Below are 16,080 nucleotides of genomic sequence, written 5' to 3' on the forward strand. Positions count from 1 at the left end.
AATGTCCTCTGGGCGATGATCCGTGACGGACAGTGCTACCACGGGTCACTTCCCGTCACGGCAGCCGCTTGACTTCAGCATTGGGATGTTCCTTCCCTCTACAGGCGCGTTCAACGCCCCCCACCCGGCCCGCTATTCCATGTGCACGTCAGGCCCCGGCGGCCCCCTGGGCACGGGCACGCTCCGTGAGCTCCGCCCACACCTTGCGCACCTGGGGTTCCAGCGCCGCCAGCGGCCCGTCGTTGTCGATCACGACCGTGGCCACGGCCAGCCGCTGCTCCCGCGTGGCCTGCGCGGCCATCCGGGCCCGCGCCTCCTCCTCGGCCATGCCGCGCAGCGCCGTCAGCCGCGCCAGCTGGGTTTCGGGGGCCGCGTCCACCACGACCACCAGGTCGTACAGCGGCGCCAGCCCGTTCTCGGCGAGCAGCGGTACGTCGTGCACCACGATCGCCCCGGCCCCGGCGGCCGCCTCCAGCTCGGCGGAGCGCGCCCCGACCAGCGGGTGCACGATCGCGTTGAGGGTCTGAAGCTTCGCCGGGTCGGCGAAGACCACGGACCCCAGCTTCGGCCGGTCCAGCGTCCCCTCCGGGGTCAGCACGGACTCGCCGAAGGCCTCCACGACCGCCGCCAGCCCGGGCGTGCCCGGCTCCACGACCTCCCGCGCGATGCGGTCGGCGTCCACGACCACCGCTCCGTACCCGGCCAGCAGCCGCGAGACCTCGCTCTTGCCGGCACCGATTCCGCCTGTCAGGCCCACTTTCAGCATGGCCCGCAGCCTAGTGCTATCAGCACAAGCGTTCACAGCGCCCGACGGGGAACGCTCAGCCCTCGCCCTCGCGCTCCGCCAGGAACCGCTCGAACTCGCGGCCGATCTCGTCCGCCGAGGGGATCTCCGCGGGCTCCGCGATCATGTTGCCCCGGGTCTCGGCGCCGGCCGCGGCGTCGTACTGGTGCTCCAGTCCCTGGACCAGGCTGACGAGCTCCTCGTCGCCCTCGCGGATCTGCCGGTCGATCTCCGTCTGGGTCCGGTGCGCCTCGGTCCGCAGCGCGTGCGCCACCGCCGGCAGGACCAGCCCGGTCGCCGCGGTGATCGCCTCCAGCACGGTCAGAGCCGCGTCCGGGTACGGCGAGCGGGCCACGTAGTGCGGTACGTGCGCGGCGACGCCCAGCACGTCGTGCCCGGCCTGGCCGAGGCGGAACTCGACCAGCGATTCCGCGCTGCCCGGGACCTGCGCCTCGTCGAACGGGCTGCGGTGCCCCGGCATGAGGTCGGTCCGGTTGCCGTGCGGGGTGATCCCGACGGGCCGGGTGTGCGGGACGCCCATCGGGATGCCGTGGAAGTTGACCGAGAGCCGGACGCCGAGGCGCTCGACGATCTGCCGGACGGCGACGGCGAACCGCTCCCACTCCACGTCCGGCTCGGGGCCGGACAGCAGCAGGAAGGGCGCTCCGGTGGCGTCCTGTACGAGGCGCACCTCCAGGAGGGGCTCCTCGAACTCGGTCCAGTGGTCGCGCTGGAAGGTCAGCAGCGGGCGCCGGGCCCGGTAGTCCACGAGCCGGTCCGCGTCGAAGCGGGCCACGACCTGGTGGGGCAGCGTGTCGAGCAGCCGCTCGACGATCTGCTCCCCGGCCTCACCTGCGTCGATGTACCCCTCGAAGTGGTAGAGCATGACCAGACCGGCCGAGTCCTGGGCCAGCGCCAGGTCGGCCACCGCCAGGCCCTTGGCGTCCCATTCGTACAAACCCTGTGGATCAAGCACCGTCACCACTCCTCCTCGCCGCGTTCTCTGCCAAGAACGTCCAAGACGGCGCCACCATTCCCCAGTTGGCCGCTTTCACCGGAACGCGATGGCGGGAGCGGCCCCCGAAGCCCCCGACAGGACGGCCGGCCCGGAGAACGCGGTAAGGCCCGCCCCCCGAAGGGGACGGGCCTTACCGTTCAACTCAGCTCAGCTCGGCTCACACCGGAGTGTGATGCGCGCTGCGATCAGCTCTGGCCGCCGGCCAGCTTCTCGCGGAGCGCGGCCAGGGCCTCGTCCGACGCCAGGGCGCCGGAGGTCTCGTCCGACTCCGAGGAGTACGAACCACCCGAGATGCCCGCACCGGCGTTGCCACCGGCGGCCGGGGCGGCAGCACCCTCGGCGGCAGCGGCCTCGTCGGCCTCGCGGCTCTTGATGACCTGCGCCTGGTGCTGCTCGAAGCGCTGCTGCGCCTCGGCGTACTGGGTCTCCCAGGCCTCGCGCTGCTTGTCGAAGCCCTCGAGCCAGTCGTTGGTCTCGGGGTCGAAGCCCTCGGGGTAGATGTAGTTGCCCTGGTCGTCGTAGGACGCGGCCATGCCGTACAGGGTCGGGTCGAACTCGACCGACGCCGGGTCGGCACCGAAGGACTCGTTGGCCTGCTTCAGCGACAGCGAGATCCGGCGACGCTCAAGGTCGATGTCGATGACCTTGACGAAGATCTCGTCGTTGACCTGGACGACCTGCTCCGGGATCTCCACGTGGCGCTCGGCCAGCTCGGAGATGTGGACCAGGCCCTCGATGCCCTCGTCCACGCGGACGAACGCACCGAACGGAACCAGCTTGGTGACCTTACCCGGGACGACCTGACCGATCTGGTGGGTCCGGGCGAACTGCTGCCACGGGTCCTCCTGCGTCGCCTTCAGCGACAGGGAGACGCGCTCGCGGTCCATGTCAACGTCGAGAACCTCGACGGTGACCTCCTGGCCGACCTCGACAACCTCGGACGGGTGGTCGATGTGCTTCCAGGACAGCTCGGAGACGTGGACGAGACCGTCGACGCCACCCAGGTCCACGAAGGCACCGAAGTTGACGATCGAGGAAACGACGCCGGAGCGGACCTGACCCTTCTGCAGGGTGGTGAGGAACGTCTGGCGAACCTCGGACTGGGTCTGCTCGAGCCAGGCGCGGCGGGACAGGACCACGTTGTTGCGGTTCTTGTCCAGCTCGATGATCTTCGCCTCGAGCTCCTTGCCCACGTAGGGCTGGAGGTCGCGGACGCGACGCATCTCGACGAGAGAGGCCGGCAGGAAGCCACGGAGGCCGATGTCGAGGATGAGACCACCCTTGACGACCTCGATGACGGTACCGGTGACGATGCCGTCCTCTTCCTTGATCTTCTCGATGGTGCCCCAGGCACGCTCGTACTGAGCGCGCTTCTTCGAGAGGATCAGGCGGCCTTCCTTGTCCTCCTTCTGGAGAACCAGGGCCTCGATCTCGTCGCCGACCTTGACGACCTCGTTCGGGTCGACGTCGTGCTTGATCGAGAGCTCGCGGCTGGGGATGACGCCTTCGGTCTTGTAACCGATGTCGAGGAGAACCTCGTCCCGGTCAACCTTGACGATGACGCCGTCGACGATGTCGCCATCGTTGAAGTACTTGATCGTCTCGTCGATCGCCGCGAGGAACGCGTCCGCGTCGCCGATGTCGTTGACCGCAACCTGCGGGGTGGTGGCGGTGGTCTCGGTGCTGCTCGTCATGTGGGAAAGGGCTCCGGTTACGGACAGAAAGTCGTAGGTACTGCTACGCCGGGAGCCCTTATCGGCATCCACCGAAGACCGGACAGCCAAGGAGGCCCCCATCCGCGCAACGCAGAGGGGCCTCGAAAACCGAGGGGACATCAACAGATGCAAGCGCAGCCTGCTAGGTCTGAGGAGCACAGGCTCGCAGCGCAACTTGTAGCATACGGGGGCAGCCGGACAGGGTCAATGCGCGAAGGCGCACACCCCGGGCGGATCTCCGCATACCCGGCACAATTCGTGGGCGGGGAAGCCTTGATGGCCCCTCCGGCCCACTTCCGCAGACATTCGCAGACTACGACGACGGGCCCCATGAACCAAGAGGACTACGCCCCCGAAGACGCGTACGAAGCCGCAGGCGCCGCCGCGGACGACGCCGAGGCCACGCGCCGTGACGCGGGGGAAGCGGAGAGCAGTCGCGCCAGCCGGGGCTGGTGGGACCGCAACGCCGACGAGTACCAGAGCGAGCACGGCGCCTTCCTCGGCGACGACCGCTTCGTGTGGGGCCCCGAGGGCCTGGACGAGGAGGACGCGGCCCTCCTCGGCCCCGCCGCCTCCCTCAAGGACAAGGACGTCCTGGAGATCGGTGCCGGCGCCGCCCAGTGCTCGCGCTGGCTGGCGGCCCGGGGTGCCCGCCCGGTGGCCCTGGACCTCTCCCACCGCCAACTCCAGCACGCCCTGCGCATCGGCGATGACGTCCCGCTGGTCGAGGCCGACGCCGGCCGGCTGCCCTTCCGTGACGGCTCCTTCGACCTCGCCTGCTCCGCGTACGGCGCCGTCCCCTTCGTCTCCGACCCGGTCAACGTCATGCGCGAGGTGCACCGCGTACTGCGTCCCGGCGGCCGCTGGGTCTTCTCCGTCACCCACCCCATCCGCTGGGCCTTCCCCGACGAGCCGGGTCCCGAGGGGCTGTCCGTCGCCGCGTCCTACTTCGACCGCACCCCGTACGTGGAGCAGGACGAGCAGGGCCGCGCGGTCTACGTCGAGCACCACCGCACCCTCGGCGACCGGGTCCGCGACGTGGTGGCCGGCGGTTTCCGCCTGCTCGACCTGGTCGAGCCGGAATGGCCCGAGTGGAACAGCCAGGAGTGGGGCGGCTGGTCCCCGCTGCGCGGCAACCTGATCCCCGGCACCGCGATCTTCGTCTGCGAGAGGGACTGAGCCCTTGATCCGCCAGGCCGCCCTCGACGCACTTCCCGTACGGACAGCCGTGCCCGCGCTGGTCACGGCGCTGGACGGGCACGGCACCGCGGTGCTGTGCGCACCGCCCGGCACCGGCAAGACCACGCTGGTGCCGCTGGTCCTGGCGGGGCTGGTGGGCGGCGGGCCGCGCCGCCGGGTCGTCGTCGCCGAGCCCCGGCGGATCGCCGCCCGGGCCGCGGCGCGGCGGATGGCCTGGCTGCTGGGCGAGCAGGTGGGCGCCTCGGTGGGCTTCACCGTGCGCGGGGAGCGGGTGGCGGGCCCCGGCACGGTCGTGGAGGTGGTCACCACCGGTGTCCTGCTCCAGCGGCTCCAGCGCGACCAGGAGCTCGCCGGCGTGGACGTGGTGGTCCTGGACGAGTGCCACGAGCGGCACCTCGACGCCGACACGGTGGCCGCCTTCCTGCTGGACGTACGGGAGACCCTGCGCCCGGAGCTGCGCCTCGTGGCCGCTTCGGCGACGACCGACGCCGCCGGATGGGCCCGGGTCCTGGGCGGCGCGCCGGTGGTGGAGGCCGCGGGGGTCTCGTACCCCGTGGAGACGGTCTGGGCCCCGCCGGCCCGGCCGGTGCGGCCCCCGCACGGCATGCGGGTGGATCCGGCGCAGCTGACGCACGTGGCGTCGGTGGTGCGGCGGGCGCTGGCGGAACGTTCCGGCGACGTCCTGTGCTTCCTGCCCGGGGTCGGCGAGATCGCCCGCGTCGCCGGGCAGCTGGGCGGGACCGACGCGGAAGTGCTCCAGGTGCACGGCCGCGCCCCGGCAGCGGTTCAGGATGCCGCGCTGTCCGCGGCCGCACACCGGCGGGTGATCCTGGCGACGGCCGTCGCGGAGTCGAGCCTGACCGTGCCGGGCGTACGGGTCGTCGTGGACTCGGGGCTCGCGCGCGAACCCCGGGTCGACCACGCCCGGGGGCTCGGTGCGCTCGCGACCGTACGGGCGTCCCGCGCGGCCGGACGCCAGCGGGCCGGCCGCGCCGGGCGCGAGGCGCCGGGGGCGGTGTACCGCTGCTGGAGCGAGGCCGAGGACCAGCGGCTCCCCTCCTTCCCCTCCCCGGAGATCCGCATCGCCGACCTGGCCCGGTTCGCACTCCAGGCCGCCTGCTGGGGCGACCCGGACGCGGCCGGGCTGGCGCTGCTCGACCCGCCGCCGGCCGGGGCGATGGCCGCCGCCCGGGAGGTGCTGGTGGCCGTCGGCGCGGTCGACCCGACCGGCCGTCCCACCCCGCGCGGGCTGCGCATGGCCCGGCTCGGGCTGCACCCGCGGCTGGCGCGTGCGCTGCTGGACGGCGCCGGGGCGCTGGGCGCGCGCCGGGCGGCCGAGGTGGTGGCCCTGCTGAGCGAGGAGCCGCCGCGGGAGTACGGCGACGACCTGGCCGCGGCCTGGCGCGCCGCCCGCCGGGGGTCGGACCCCTATGCGTCGCGCTGGCACGCGGAGGCCCGCCGGCTGGAGCGGGCCGCCGCCCAGGACCCTGCGGGGGCTCCGCCCCCGAGCCCCCGCGCCTCAAACACCGGCGAGGCTGATCCTCGCCGGGTGTCGACAGCCGGCATCGGCCAAGATCCAGCCCCTCCGGGTGCTGTGCCCGACGACGGCGCCGCAGGGCTCGTCGCCGCCCTGGCATTCCCCGAGCGGGTCGCCAGGGCCAAGGGCCGGGGGGCTTTCCTCATGGCCTCCGGAACGGGGGCCGAGCTCGCCGACGGGTCGTCCCTGCGCCACGCGCCCTGGCTGGCCGTGGCCGTGGCCGACAGGCCCCCGCACTCCGCCTCCGCGAGGATCCGGCTGGCCTGCGTCATCGACGAGGACACCGCCCTGACGGCAGCCGCCCACCTGCGGAGCCGGGGCGAGGAGGTGCACTGGGAGGACGGGGACCTCGTCGCCCGTTCCGTGGAGCGCCTCGGGGCCGTCGAGCTCGCCGTGCGCCCGCTGCGCGACCCCGACCCGGCGCTGGTCCGGGCCGCCCTGCTCGACGGGCTGCGCGCCGAAGGGCTCGGCCTGCTGCGCTGGTCCCCCGACGCGCAGGCGCTGCGGGCCCGGCTGGGGTTCCTGCACCGCACGCTCGGCGGCGCGTGGCCCGACGTACAGGACGACCGGGCGCTGCTGGAGCGCGCGGACGACTGGCTGGAGCCCGAGCTCTCCCGGGCGCGGCGCCGCGCCGACCTCGGGCGGATCGATGCCGGGCAGGCCCTGAACCGGCTGCTGCCGTGGGCCACCGGCGAGGCGGCCCGCCTCGACGAGCTGGCTCCGGAACGGCTGGAGGTGCCCAGCGGCTCCCGGATCCGGGTGGACTACACCGCCGAGCAGCCGGTGCTCGCGGTGAAGCTGCAGGAGCTGTTCGGGCTGGCCGAAACCCCGCGGGTGGCGGGGGTGCCCGTACTCGTGCACCTGCTGTCGCCCGCCGGGCGGCCCGCGGCCGTCACCGCGGACCTCGCCTCGTTCTGGCAGGGCGGGTACCGCGCGGTGCGGGCCGAGCTGCGCGGCCGCTACCCCAAGCACCCGTGGCCGGAGGACCCGGCGACCGCCGAGCCCACCCGGCACACCAACGCCAGGCTCAGGCGCTGAACACCGTCCCGCCGTCGCCCTCGCCCTCGCCGGGCGCGGGCCGTCGGCCGCGCGCTTCCAGCCACAGGGCGAGGCCGAGGAGCACGAGCCCGCCCGCGGCGAGGCCGATGGGTGCGTAGGTGTGCAGTGCGAGGACCTTCGTACGGTTCGACTTGACCAGGTCGAGGGTGTACTTGGCGTAGTCCTCGCGCATCTTCACGTGCCCGGCGAAGACGGTGAGCTTGCCGTCGGGTCCCCCGGAGGCGATTCCGCCGCGCATCTCCTGCTGGATGACCTGCTCGGCGTTGACGGGCGCTCCGGTGACCGGGTCGACCCAGAACATCGCCTTGACCGTGTACCAGAGGCTGGTGCCGGTCGTCTGCTCGAAGGTCTTCGCGTCGATGCCCTCGATCGGCATCTTCTTGGGCAGCGAGACCTTGGTCCAGGGGACGGTCTGCTCGAAGTAGTAGACCTCCATGCCCTTGAAGTCGCGCGGCCCCACGAAGTGGATGGGCAGGGAGGTGCGGGTCTGCGCGTCGAAGTAGAGGTAGTCGCGCGGTTCGGTGAAGAACGGCCACTTGAACTCGATGCCCTCGCGCTTGACCGGGTCGCCGTCCACCATCTCGCCGGTGGCGTGCACCGGGTCCTGGGTGTGGGCGTCGAAGATGTAGCGCTCGGGTATCTGGGAGACCATCTTCCCGTCGGGCCCCATGATGTGGGACAGCGTGTCCCAGACGACGACGTCCTTGCCGGCGCTGGCCTCGATCTCCTTCGACGCCTCGACGTTGCCCTTGAGGGTCTGGACGATGGTGACCTTGTCGACCTTCTTCGGCTCCATGCCGGCGGTGTAGTCGAGGAGGGTGGCGTCCTTGGCCTCCAGGACCATCTCCTGGTACTGGCTCGGCGGGATCTTCGCCAGTCGCGGGTACGCGTACCAGCGCAGCAGCGGTGCGAGGGCTGCGCAGAACACGGCTGCGGCAAGCAGGACGAGGCTCGCTCTGCGTCGCATGGCCGGGCCTCCTCTACTTTCCGGGCGCGGCGGGCGCGGTGGTGAGCAGCGGCTTGGGCGAGGTCTTGCCTTCCGGCACCCCGAACGCCGTGATGGCGAAGACGAGGGCCAGCGCGGCGGCCAGCCCGATGGCGGCGGCGACGAGTGCGCGCATGCCGGGGCCTCCGATATCTGATGGGGTGTCAGGGAGGAGGCACCGTAGCAATGCGCGGGTGAGATGAGAACCGTTCGACTACGGGGTTTCCGTCGGGGACGGGGAGGTGGCGGGCCGGATGCCCGCCGGGGCCGAGGCCGAGGGGGTGGGCGCGGCCGCGGGTGTGGGTGTGGGTGTGGGTGTGGGCGTCGGGCCGGGCTCGGGGGTCGCGGCCGAGCTGGGGGTGGGGGTGGGGGTCGGCGTGGACGTCGGCGACGGCTCGGGGATGGGAGTCGTGGTCGGGCTGGGGGTGGGGGTGGGGGTCGGGCTGGGCGTGGGCGTCGGGGTCGGTGTCGGCTCGGGGGTGGGGGTCGGGGCGGGCGTGGGAGTCGGGCTCGGGGTCGGTGTCGGGGTCGGGGTCGGTGTCGGCTCGGGTGAAGGAACCGGGATCGGCTTCGGCGTCGGCCTCGGCTCCGGGGTGGGGGCCGGCTTCGCGGGCTGCGCCGCCGGGGCGCCCGTGCCGCCGCCGTCCGGGACCTCGTGCGTCCCCTTCAGGTAGTACGTGAACCAGGCCCGTACCGTCCTCAGGTACGCGCCGGAGTGGTTGTACGACAGCACGGCCCGGTCCAGGTCCGCATCCACCCCCAGGTCGCGGCTGCCCGCGCAGAGGTACCGGCCGGCCGCCAGCGCCGCGTCGTGCACGTTGTTCGGGTCGCGGCGGCCGTCGCCGTTCCCGTCCTGGCCCCAGGCCGCCCACGTCGACGGGATGAACTGCATCGGCCCGACCGCCCGGTCGTACCTGGCGTCGCCGTCGTACTCGCCGCCGTCGGTGTCCGGGATGTTCGCGAAGCCGTTGCCGTCGAGCACGGGTCCCAGGATCGGCCGCAGCGTGGTGCCCGCGGCGTCCACCCGGCCGCCGCGGGCCTGCCCCGACTCGACCCTGCCGATCGCCGCGAGCAGTTGCCAGCGCAGCCCGCATCCCGGGTCGCTCGCCCCGACCGTCCGCTCGGCCCGGCGGTACGCCGCGAGGACGCTCGCCGGTATCCCCTGCGCGCCCTCCGGTAAGCCCATGGCCACGGGTTCGTTGTCCGCCGCCGGACCGGTGGCGGCCTCGGCGGCGGCCTGCGCCGGCTGCGGCTGCGCCCCGTCCTCCGGCAGCAGTGCGACCGGCGGTTCGGGGCTGGCCGGCGGCGGAAGCGCGGTGAAGTAGGAGGAGTCCCCTCCGGACCCCCCGGGCGGCGTCGGCGCGCCGGTCGGCCCGGACCGGGCGCCGTCCCCGCCGGCCGCCGACAGCCGTTCCCCGCGTCCGCCGCCGGGGCCCTGCGAGGCGCCCGCCGCCGCGACCACCAGGGCCGACAGCAGGGCGACCGCCCCGGCCCTGCGCAGCCCGCGTCCGAGCCGGGCCGGCATCCCCGCCGGTATCCGTACCGATGTCCGAGCCGATGTCCGAGCCGACATGAGCCGGACCCCCTCCCCTCGACGTCCGCGTGACCCTACGTCAGCTCCCTGCACACCACACCGAACGCGTCGCGGAATTCACCACTTCCGCACGTCTTGCGCAGGTCACGCATACTGGGCCCGCACACAGAGCGAGGAGACGGACCATGCCCTTCACACTGAGTCACGCGGCCGCCGTGCTGCCCGGGATCCGGCGCACCGGCCGCGGCCGCGGGGTGCTGGTGGCCTCGGCCCTGGTGATGGGCTCCTTCGCGCCGGACTCGTTCTACTTCCTGGACTCCGTGGTCTCGGGCGTCATGCACTACGGGGAGTTCACGCACTCCCTCGTCGGCATCGTCACCGCCGACGCGCTGCTGACCGCGGCGCTCGTGGCCTTCTGGCTGCTGCTGCGCGAACCGCTGACCGCGCTGCTGCCGAGGTCCTGGCGGGGCAGGGTGTACGGCTTCGTCCGCGGCGAGGACTGGCGGCGCGAGCGGCAACTGCCCTCGCTGGCGCTCTGGTTCTACCTCTCCGCGGTCGTGGGCTCCCTCACCCACGTGGTGTGGGACAGCTTCACGCACCTGGACCGGTACGGGACGGACGCGGTGCCGGAGCTGTCCGCGTACTACGGGGGCTTCCCCCTCTACACCTACCTCCAGTACGGCAGTTCCGCCCTGGCCGCCGGTGTCCTGCTGTGGTTCACCGCGACCGCGCTGCGCCGTCGGCCCGTCACGGACGCCCCCGGGTCCGTCCCCGTGCTCAGCCGGGCCGAGCTGTGGGGTGCGCTGGCGCTGGCCGTCGTGTGCGTGGGGGCCGGGGTCACGATGCGGGTGCTCCGCTTCTTCACGTTCTTCGACCGGGCCGACAGCCCGCTCGACCTCGTCCCGACGGTCTGCTTCGGCGCGGGCGGCGGCCTGTGCGTGGCACTGCTGCTGTACGGGGTCCTCGTACGGCTGCGCCACCGGCACGACCGCCGCCGTACGGACGACGACGCGCGAACGCCCGTCCCCACCGCGTAGCGGGAACGGGCGCTGCGTGAGCCGTGCCTATGGGGATACGGGGATCAGTGCGCGGCGGACTCCCAGTCGGGGCCGACGCCGACGGAGACGTCCAGCGGGGCCCGGAGTTCGACGGCGGCGCCCATCTCGCGGCGCACCAGCTCCTCCACCTTCTTGCGCTCGCCCGGGGCGATCTCCAGCACGATTTCGTCGTGGACCTGGAGCAGCATCCGCGACTTCAGCCCGGCCTCGGCGATGGCCTTGTCGACGCGCAGCATCGCGACCTTGACGATGTCGGCGGCGGTGCCCTGGATCGGGGCGTTCAGCGCCATCCGTTCGGCGGCCTCGCGGCGCTGGCGGTTGTCGCTGTTGAGGTCGGGCAGGTAGCGGCGGCGGCCGAAGACCGTCGCCGTGTAGCCGGTGGCCCTGGCCTCTTCCACCACGCGGCCCAGGTAGTCCCGGACCCCGCCGAACCGCTCGAAGAAGGTCTCCATGAGGCCGCGCGCCTCGGCGGGCTCGATGTTCAACTGCTGGGCGAGACCGAAGGCGGACAGCCCGTACGCCAGGCCGTAGGACATGGCCTTGATCTTGCGGCGCATCTCCGCATCGACCGCGGACCGCTCGACCCCGAACACCTGGGAGGCGACGGTGGTGTGCAGGTCCTCGCCGGACAGGAAGGCCTCGATCAGGCCCTCGTCCTCGGAGAGGTGGGCCATGACGCGCAGCTCGATCTGGCTGTAGTCGGCGGTCATGAGGGACTCGAAGCCCTCGCCGACGACGAACCCGCGGCGGATGGCGCGGCCCTCGTCGGTGCGCACCGGCACGTTCTGCAGGTTGGGGTCGGTGGAGGACAGGCGTCCGGTCGCGGCGACGGTCTGGCTGAAGCTGGTGTGCACCCGGCCGTCGGCGGCGATCGTCTTGACCAGGCCCTCGACGGTGACGCGCAGCTTGGCCTGCTCACGGTGCCGGAGCATGATCACCGGCAGTTCGTGGTCGGTCTGCGTGGCCAGCCAGGCCAGCGCGTCCGCGTCCGTGGTGTAGCCGGTCTTGGTCTTCTTCGTCTTCGGCAGGTCCAGCTCGCCGAAGAACACCTCCTGGAGCTGCTTGGGCGAGCCGAGGTTGAACTCGTGGCCGACGGCCGCGTGCGCTTCCTTGACCGCCTGCTGCACGGCGCCCGCGAACTGCTGCTCCATGCCTTCCAGGTGGTCGCGGTCGACGGCGATGCCGGCCCGCTCCAGCCTGGCCAGCAGTTCGGAGGTCGGCAGCTCCATGTCGTGCAGCAGCTCGGCGGCGCCGACCTCGGGCAGCTTGACCGCGAACGCGTCGCCGAGGTCCAGGACCGCGCGGGCCTGCGCCATCAGCGCCTCCGCCTCGGCGGTGTCGTCGGCGCCGAAGGCGAGCTGGCCGTCGGCCGCGGCGGGCGCCAGCTCCCGGTGCAGGTACTCCATGGACAGGACGTCCAGGTCGAAGGAGCGGCGGCCCGGCTTGACGAGGTAGGCGGCGAGCGCCGTGTCCATGGTGACGCCGTCGAGGGACCAGCCGTGCTCGGGGAAGACCCGCATCAGGCCCTTGGCGTTGTGAACCACCTTCGGCTTCGCCGGGTCGGCGGCCCAGGCCGCGAAGGCCCGGTCGTCGGCCTCGTCCAGCGCGGAGGGCTCGAACCAGGCGGCCGGTCCGGCGGCGGAGGCCAGCGCGATCTCGCTGACATTGCCCTGGCCCAGCGCCCAGCTGTCGACGGTGGAGATGCCCAGCGGGGCGCCCGCGTGGGCGGCGAGCCACGGCGCCAGCTCGCCGGCGCCCAGCACGGACGCGTCGAGCTCGACGGCGGCCGCCGCCGGAGCCGGGGCCGCCTCCTCGGCCGCGCCCGGGTCCACGGCCAGCAGCCGCTCGCGCAGCGAGGCATTGCGGATCTCCAGCACGTCCAGCACGCCGGTGACGGCGGAGCGGTCGTACGGGGCGCGCTCCAGGTCGGCGGGGGTCTTGGGCAGCTCGACGTCCTTGACCATCTCGGTCAGGACGCGGTTGAGCTTCACGGCCTCCAGGTGGTCGCGGAAGTTCTGCCCGGCCTTGCCCTTGACCTCTTCGGCCCGCTCGACGAGCTCGGCGAACGACCCGAACTGGGTGATCCACTTGGCGGCGGTCTTCTCGCCGACGCCCGGGATGCCCGGCAGGTTGTCCGACGGGTCGCCGCGCAGCGCCGCGAAGTCCGGGTACTGCTGCGGGGTGAGGCCGTACTTCTCCTCGACCTTCTCCGGGGTGAAGCGGGTCAGCTCGGAGACGCCCTTGGTCGGGTACAGCACGGTGGTGTGCTCGGAGACGAGCTGGAAGGAGTCGCGGTCGCCGGTGACGATCAGCACGTCGAAGCCGAGCGCCTCCGCCTGCGTCGCCAGCGTCGCGATCACGTCGTCGGCCTCGAAGCCGTCGACCGCGAATCGCGGCACGCTCATCGCGTCCAGGAGCTCGCCGATCAGCTCGACCTGCCCCTTGAACTCGTCGGGGGTCTTGGAGCGGTTCGCCTTGTACTCCGGGAACTCGGTCGACCGCCACGTCTTGCGGGACACGTCGAACGCCACCGCGAAGTGCGTGGGCGCCTCGTCGCGCAGCGTGTTCGCCAGCATCGACGCGAAGCCGTAGATGGCGTTGGTCGGCTGGCCGGTCGCGGTCGTGAAGTTCTCCGCGGGCAGCGCGAAGAACGCCCGGTACGCCAGGGAGTGCCCGTCCATGAGCATCAGGCGGGGGCGGTCCGCTGCGGTCGTCTGGTCGGTCTTCTTCGATGCTGAATCTGCCACGTCCCCGATCCTAGGCGGCCCCACTGACAATTCCGGCGTCGGCGATGTCCGCGGAGCGTGACAGGATCGGACGTGAACGCGAATACGCGCAGCACCGCAGCTGCGAAGCCCGAAGGGGAGCGACATGGCCGCCAAGCCGCCCGCAGGTGATCCCGTACAGGACGCGCCGCAGGTCGCGCCCCCCAAGCACGCGGCGGCGGGCCTGCCCGCCATCGGGCACACGTTGAAGATCGCGCAGGAGCAGATGGGCCTGGTCCGTGCCACCCGGACCCTCCTCAAGGTCAACCAGAAGGACGGCTTCGACTGTCCGGGCTGCGCCTGGCCCGAGGGCGACAAGCGGCACACCGCCGAGTTCTGCGAGAACGGCGCCAAGGCCGTCGCCGAGGAGGCCACGCTGCGCCGGGTCACCCCGGAGTTCTTCGCCGCGCACCCGCTCGCCGACCTGGCCGCGCGCTCCGGGTACTGGCTGGGGCAGCAGGGCCGGATCACACAGCCCATGTACCTGCCCGAGGGCGCCGACCGGTACGAGGCGGTGAGCTGGGAGCGGGCCTTCGAGGTCATCGCGGAGGAGTTGCGCGCGCTCGGCTCCCCCGACGAGGCCCTCTTCTACACCTCGGGCCGCACCAGCAACGAAGCGGCGTTCCTCTTCCAGCTGTTCGCCCGGGAGTTCGGCACCAACAATCTCCCCGACTGCTCGAACATGTGCCACGAGTCCTCGGGCTCCGCCCTGACCGAGACGATCGGCATCGGCAAGGGCAGCGTCTCCCTCGAAGACCTCCACCAGGCCGACCTGATCATCGTCGCCGGACAGAACCCGGGCACCAACCACCCCCGCATGCTCTCCGCGCTGGAGCAGGCCAAGTCCGCCGGCGCGAAGATCATCTCGGTGAACCCGCTGCCCGAGGCCGGCATGGAGCGGTTCAAGAACCCGCAGACCCCCCTCGGCATGCTCAAGGGCACCGCCCTCAACGACCTCTTCCTGCAGATCCGCATCGGCGGCGACCAGGCCCTCTTCCGCCTCCTGAACAAGCTCGTCCTGGAGGCCGGCGCCACCGACGAGGCCTTCATCCGCGAGCACACCCACGGATACGAGGAGTTCGCGGCGGCCGCCAAGGACGCCGACTGGGCCGACACCCTCACCGCGACCGGCCTGACCCGCCCCGAGATCGAGCGCGCCCTGGCCATGGTCCTGGCCTCGAAGCGCACCATCGTCTGCTGGGCCATGGGCCTCACCCAGCACAAGCACGCCGTCGCCACCATCCGCGAGGTGGTCAACCTCCTGCTGCTGCGCGGCAACATCGGCCGCCCCGGCGCCGGCGTCTGCCCCGTCCGAGGCCACTCCAACGTCCAGGGCGACCGCACCATGGGCATCTTCGAGCGCCCCGCCCCCGCGTTCCTCGACGCCCTCGACCGCGAGTTCAAGATCTCCTCGCCGCGCGGGCACGGCTTCGACGTCGTCCGCTCCATCCAGGCCCTGCGCGACGGCGAGGCCAAGGTGCTCTTCGCCATGGGCGGCAACTTCGTCGGCGCCACCCCCGACACCGAGGTCACCGAGGCCGCCATCCGCCGCGCCCGCCTGACCGTGCACGTCTCCACCAAGCTCAACCGCTCGCACGCGGTCACCGGCCGGCGCGCCCTGATCCTGCCCACCCTCGGCCGCACCGACAAGGACGTCCAGGCCTCCGGCAAGCAGTTCGTCACCGTCGAGGACTCCATGGGCATGGTCCACGCCTCCCGCGGCAACCTCGCCCCCGCAAGCCCCCACCTGCTCTCCGAGCCCGCGATCGTGGCCCGCATGGCCCGCGCCGTGCTCGGCGCCGCCTCCGCCACCCCGTGGGAGGAGTTCGAGCGGGACTACGCGGCCATCCGCGACCGGATCTCCCGCGTCGTCCCCGGCTTCGAGGACTTCAACGCCCGCGTCGCCCGCCCCGGCGGCTTCCAGCTCCCGCACGGCCCGCGCGACGAGCGCCGCTTCCCCACGAAGACGGGCAAGGCGAACTTCACCGCCGCGCCCGTGGAGTACCCCCGGATCCCCGAGGGCCGGCTGCTCCTCCAGACCCTGCGCAGCCACGACCAGTACAACACCACGATCTACGGCCTCGACGACCGCTACCGCGGCATCACCGGCGGCCGCCGGGTCGTCATGGTCAACCCCGAGGACGCGGCGGAGCTCGGGCTCGCCGACGGCTCGTACACCGACCTCGTCAGCGAGTGGAAGGACGGCGTGGAGCGGCGCGCCCCCGGCTTCCGCGTCGTGCACTACCCGACGGCGCGCGGCTGCGCGGCCGCGTACTACCCGGAGACCAACGTGCTGGTCCCCCTGGACTCCACCGCCGACACCAGCAATACCCCGGCGAGCAAGTCCGTCGTCGTGCGCTTCGAACCGGCCTGATAGAACGACCTCAGGACAATCAGGTTAACGATCGTTGACGAACGGAGCCGG

The 16,080-nt window shown here is 72.5% G+C and carries 11 protein-coding genes; 4 read left to right on the forward strand and 7 right to left on the reverse strand.

Annotated features, from left to right (window positions below):
• Nucleotides 1-148: 148 nt before the first annotated feature.
• From coaE to rpsA, 3 genes are all read right to left on the reverse strand, one after another.
• Complete coding sequence (gene coaE / locus AB0M99_RS24175) at nucleotides 149-766, reverse strand: dephospho-CoA kinase (RefSeq protein ID WP_365923706.1); 618 nt, start codon at nucleotides 764-766, stop codon at nucleotides 149-151.
• A 55-nt stretch (nucleotides 767-821) separates the two neighbouring features.
• Nucleotides 822-1,760, reverse strand: coding sequence for a PAC2 family protein (locus AB0M99_RS24180; RefSeq protein ID WP_365923708.1), 939 nt, complete (start codon nucleotides 1,758-1,760; stop codon nucleotides 822-824).
• Between the two features lie 227 nt (nucleotides 1,761-1,987).
• Nucleotides 1,988-3,496, reverse strand: coding sequence for a 30S ribosomal protein S1 (gene rpsA, locus AB0M99_RS24185; protein ID WP_033222162.1), 1,509 nt, complete (start codon nucleotides 3,494-3,496; stop codon nucleotides 1,988-1,990).
• Between the two features lie 351 nt (nucleotides 3,497-3,847).
• Here rpsA and AB0M99_RS24190 point away from each other — a divergent pair, with 351 nt between their 5' ends.
• On the forward strand, nucleotides 3,848-4,696 hold the full coding sequence (locus tag AB0M99_RS24190) for a class I SAM-dependent methyltransferase (RefSeq protein WP_365923710.1): 849 nt from the start codon (nucleotides 3,848-3,850) through the stop codon (nucleotides 4,694-4,696).
• Nucleotides 4,697-4,700: 4 nt separating this feature from the next.
• On the forward strand, nucleotides 4,701-7,292 hold the full coding sequence (gene hrpB / locus AB0M99_RS24195; protein WP_365923712.1) for an ATP-dependent helicase HrpB: 2,592 nt from the start codon (nucleotides 4,701-4,703) through the stop codon (nucleotides 7,290-7,292).
• Here the strand turns inward: hrpB and AB0M99_RS24200 are convergent.
• The 3 genes from AB0M99_RS24200 to AB0M99_RS24210 form a co-directional block, all read right to left on the reverse strand.
• A complete protein-coding gene (locus tag AB0M99_RS24200; protein ID WP_365923714.1) occupies nucleotides 7,282-8,280 on the reverse strand; it encodes a DUF3068 domain-containing protein in 999 nt (332 codons plus the stop codon). The two genes, hrpB and AB0M99_RS24200, sit on opposite strands and share 11 nt — an antisense overlap.
• Before the next feature lie 13 nt (nucleotides 8,281-8,293).
• Nucleotides 8,294-8,434, reverse strand: a complete 141-nt coding sequence (locus AB0M99_RS24205) for an SPW_0924 family protein (protein WP_365923716.1) — start codon at nucleotides 8,432-8,434, stop codon at nucleotides 8,294-8,296.
• A gap of 78 nt (nucleotides 8,435-8,512) precedes the next feature.
• The gene (locus AB0M99_RS24210) at nucleotides 8,513-9,823 is read right to left on the reverse strand and encodes a lytic transglycosylase domain-containing protein (RefSeq protein ID WP_365923718.1); all 1,311 of its coding nucleotides are present in this window, start codon (nucleotides 9,821-9,823) and stop codon (nucleotides 8,513-8,515) included.
• Between the two features lie 194 nt (nucleotides 9,824-10,017).
• On the opposite strand from AB0M99_RS24210, the gene AB0M99_RS24215 reads away from it, so the two are divergent.
• Nucleotides 10,018-10,869, forward strand: coding sequence for a DUF4184 family protein (locus tag AB0M99_RS24215; protein WP_365923720.1), 852 nt, complete (start codon nucleotides 10,018-10,020; stop codon nucleotides 10,867-10,869).
• A gap of 44 nt (nucleotides 10,870-10,913) precedes the next feature.
• Here AB0M99_RS24215 and polA read toward each other — a convergent pair whose 3' ends face one another.
• Nucleotides 10,914-13,637 (reverse strand): DNA polymerase I, encoded by a 2,724-nt coding sequence (gene polA / locus AB0M99_RS24220; RefSeq protein WP_365923722.1) that lies wholly within the window; start codon nucleotides 13,635-13,637, stop codon nucleotides 10,914-10,916.
• A 124-nt stretch (nucleotides 13,638-13,761) separates the two neighbouring features.
• Here polA and AB0M99_RS24225 point away from each other — a divergent pair, with 124 nt between their 5' ends.
• Nucleotides 13,762-16,029, forward strand: coding sequence for an FdhF/YdeP family oxidoreductase (locus AB0M99_RS24225; RefSeq protein WP_365923724.1), 2,268 nt, complete (start codon nucleotides 13,762-13,764; stop codon nucleotides 16,027-16,029).
• Nucleotides 16,030-16,080: the final 51 nt, after the last annotated feature.

Source organism: Streptomyces sp. NPDC051183, from assembly GCF_040682455.1.
GTDB lineage: Bacteria > Actinomycetota > Actinomycetes > Streptomycetales > Streptomycetaceae > Streptomyces.

Excerpts from the sequence above, each read along its gene's own strand:
- coaE (WP_365923706.1), bottom strand. The coding sequence starts at position 766 with ATGCTGAAAGTGGGCCTGACAGGCGGAATCGGTGCCGGCAAGAGCGAG.
- rpsA (WP_033222162.1), bottom strand. The coding sequence starts at position 3,496 with ATGACGAGCAGCACCGAGACCACCGCCACCACCCCGCAGGTTGCGGTC.
- AB0M99_RS24190 (WP_365923710.1), top strand. The coding sequence starts at position 3,848 with ATGAACCAAGAGGACTACGCCCCCGAAGACGCGTACGAAGCCGCAGGC.
- AB0M99_RS24200 (WP_365923714.1), bottom strand. The coding sequence starts at position 8,280 with ATGCGACGCAGAGCGAGCCTCGTCCTGCTTGCCGCAGCCGTGTTCTGC.
- AB0M99_RS24205 (WP_365923716.1), bottom strand. The coding sequence starts at position 8,434 with ATGCGCGCACTCGTCGCCGCCGCCATCGGGCTGGCCGCCGCGCTGGCC.
- AB0M99_RS24210 (WP_365923718.1), bottom strand. The coding sequence starts at position 9,823 with ATGCCGGCCCGGCTCGGACGCGGGCTGCGCAGGGCCGGGGCGGTCGCC.
- AB0M99_RS24215 (WP_365923720.1), top strand. The coding sequence starts at position 10,018 with ATGCCCTTCACACTGAGTCACGCGGCCGCCGTGCTGCCCGGGATCCGG.
- AB0M99_RS24225 (WP_365923724.1), top strand. The coding sequence starts at position 13,762 with ATGGCCGCCAAGCCGCCCGCAGGTGATCCCGTACAGGACGCGCCGCAG.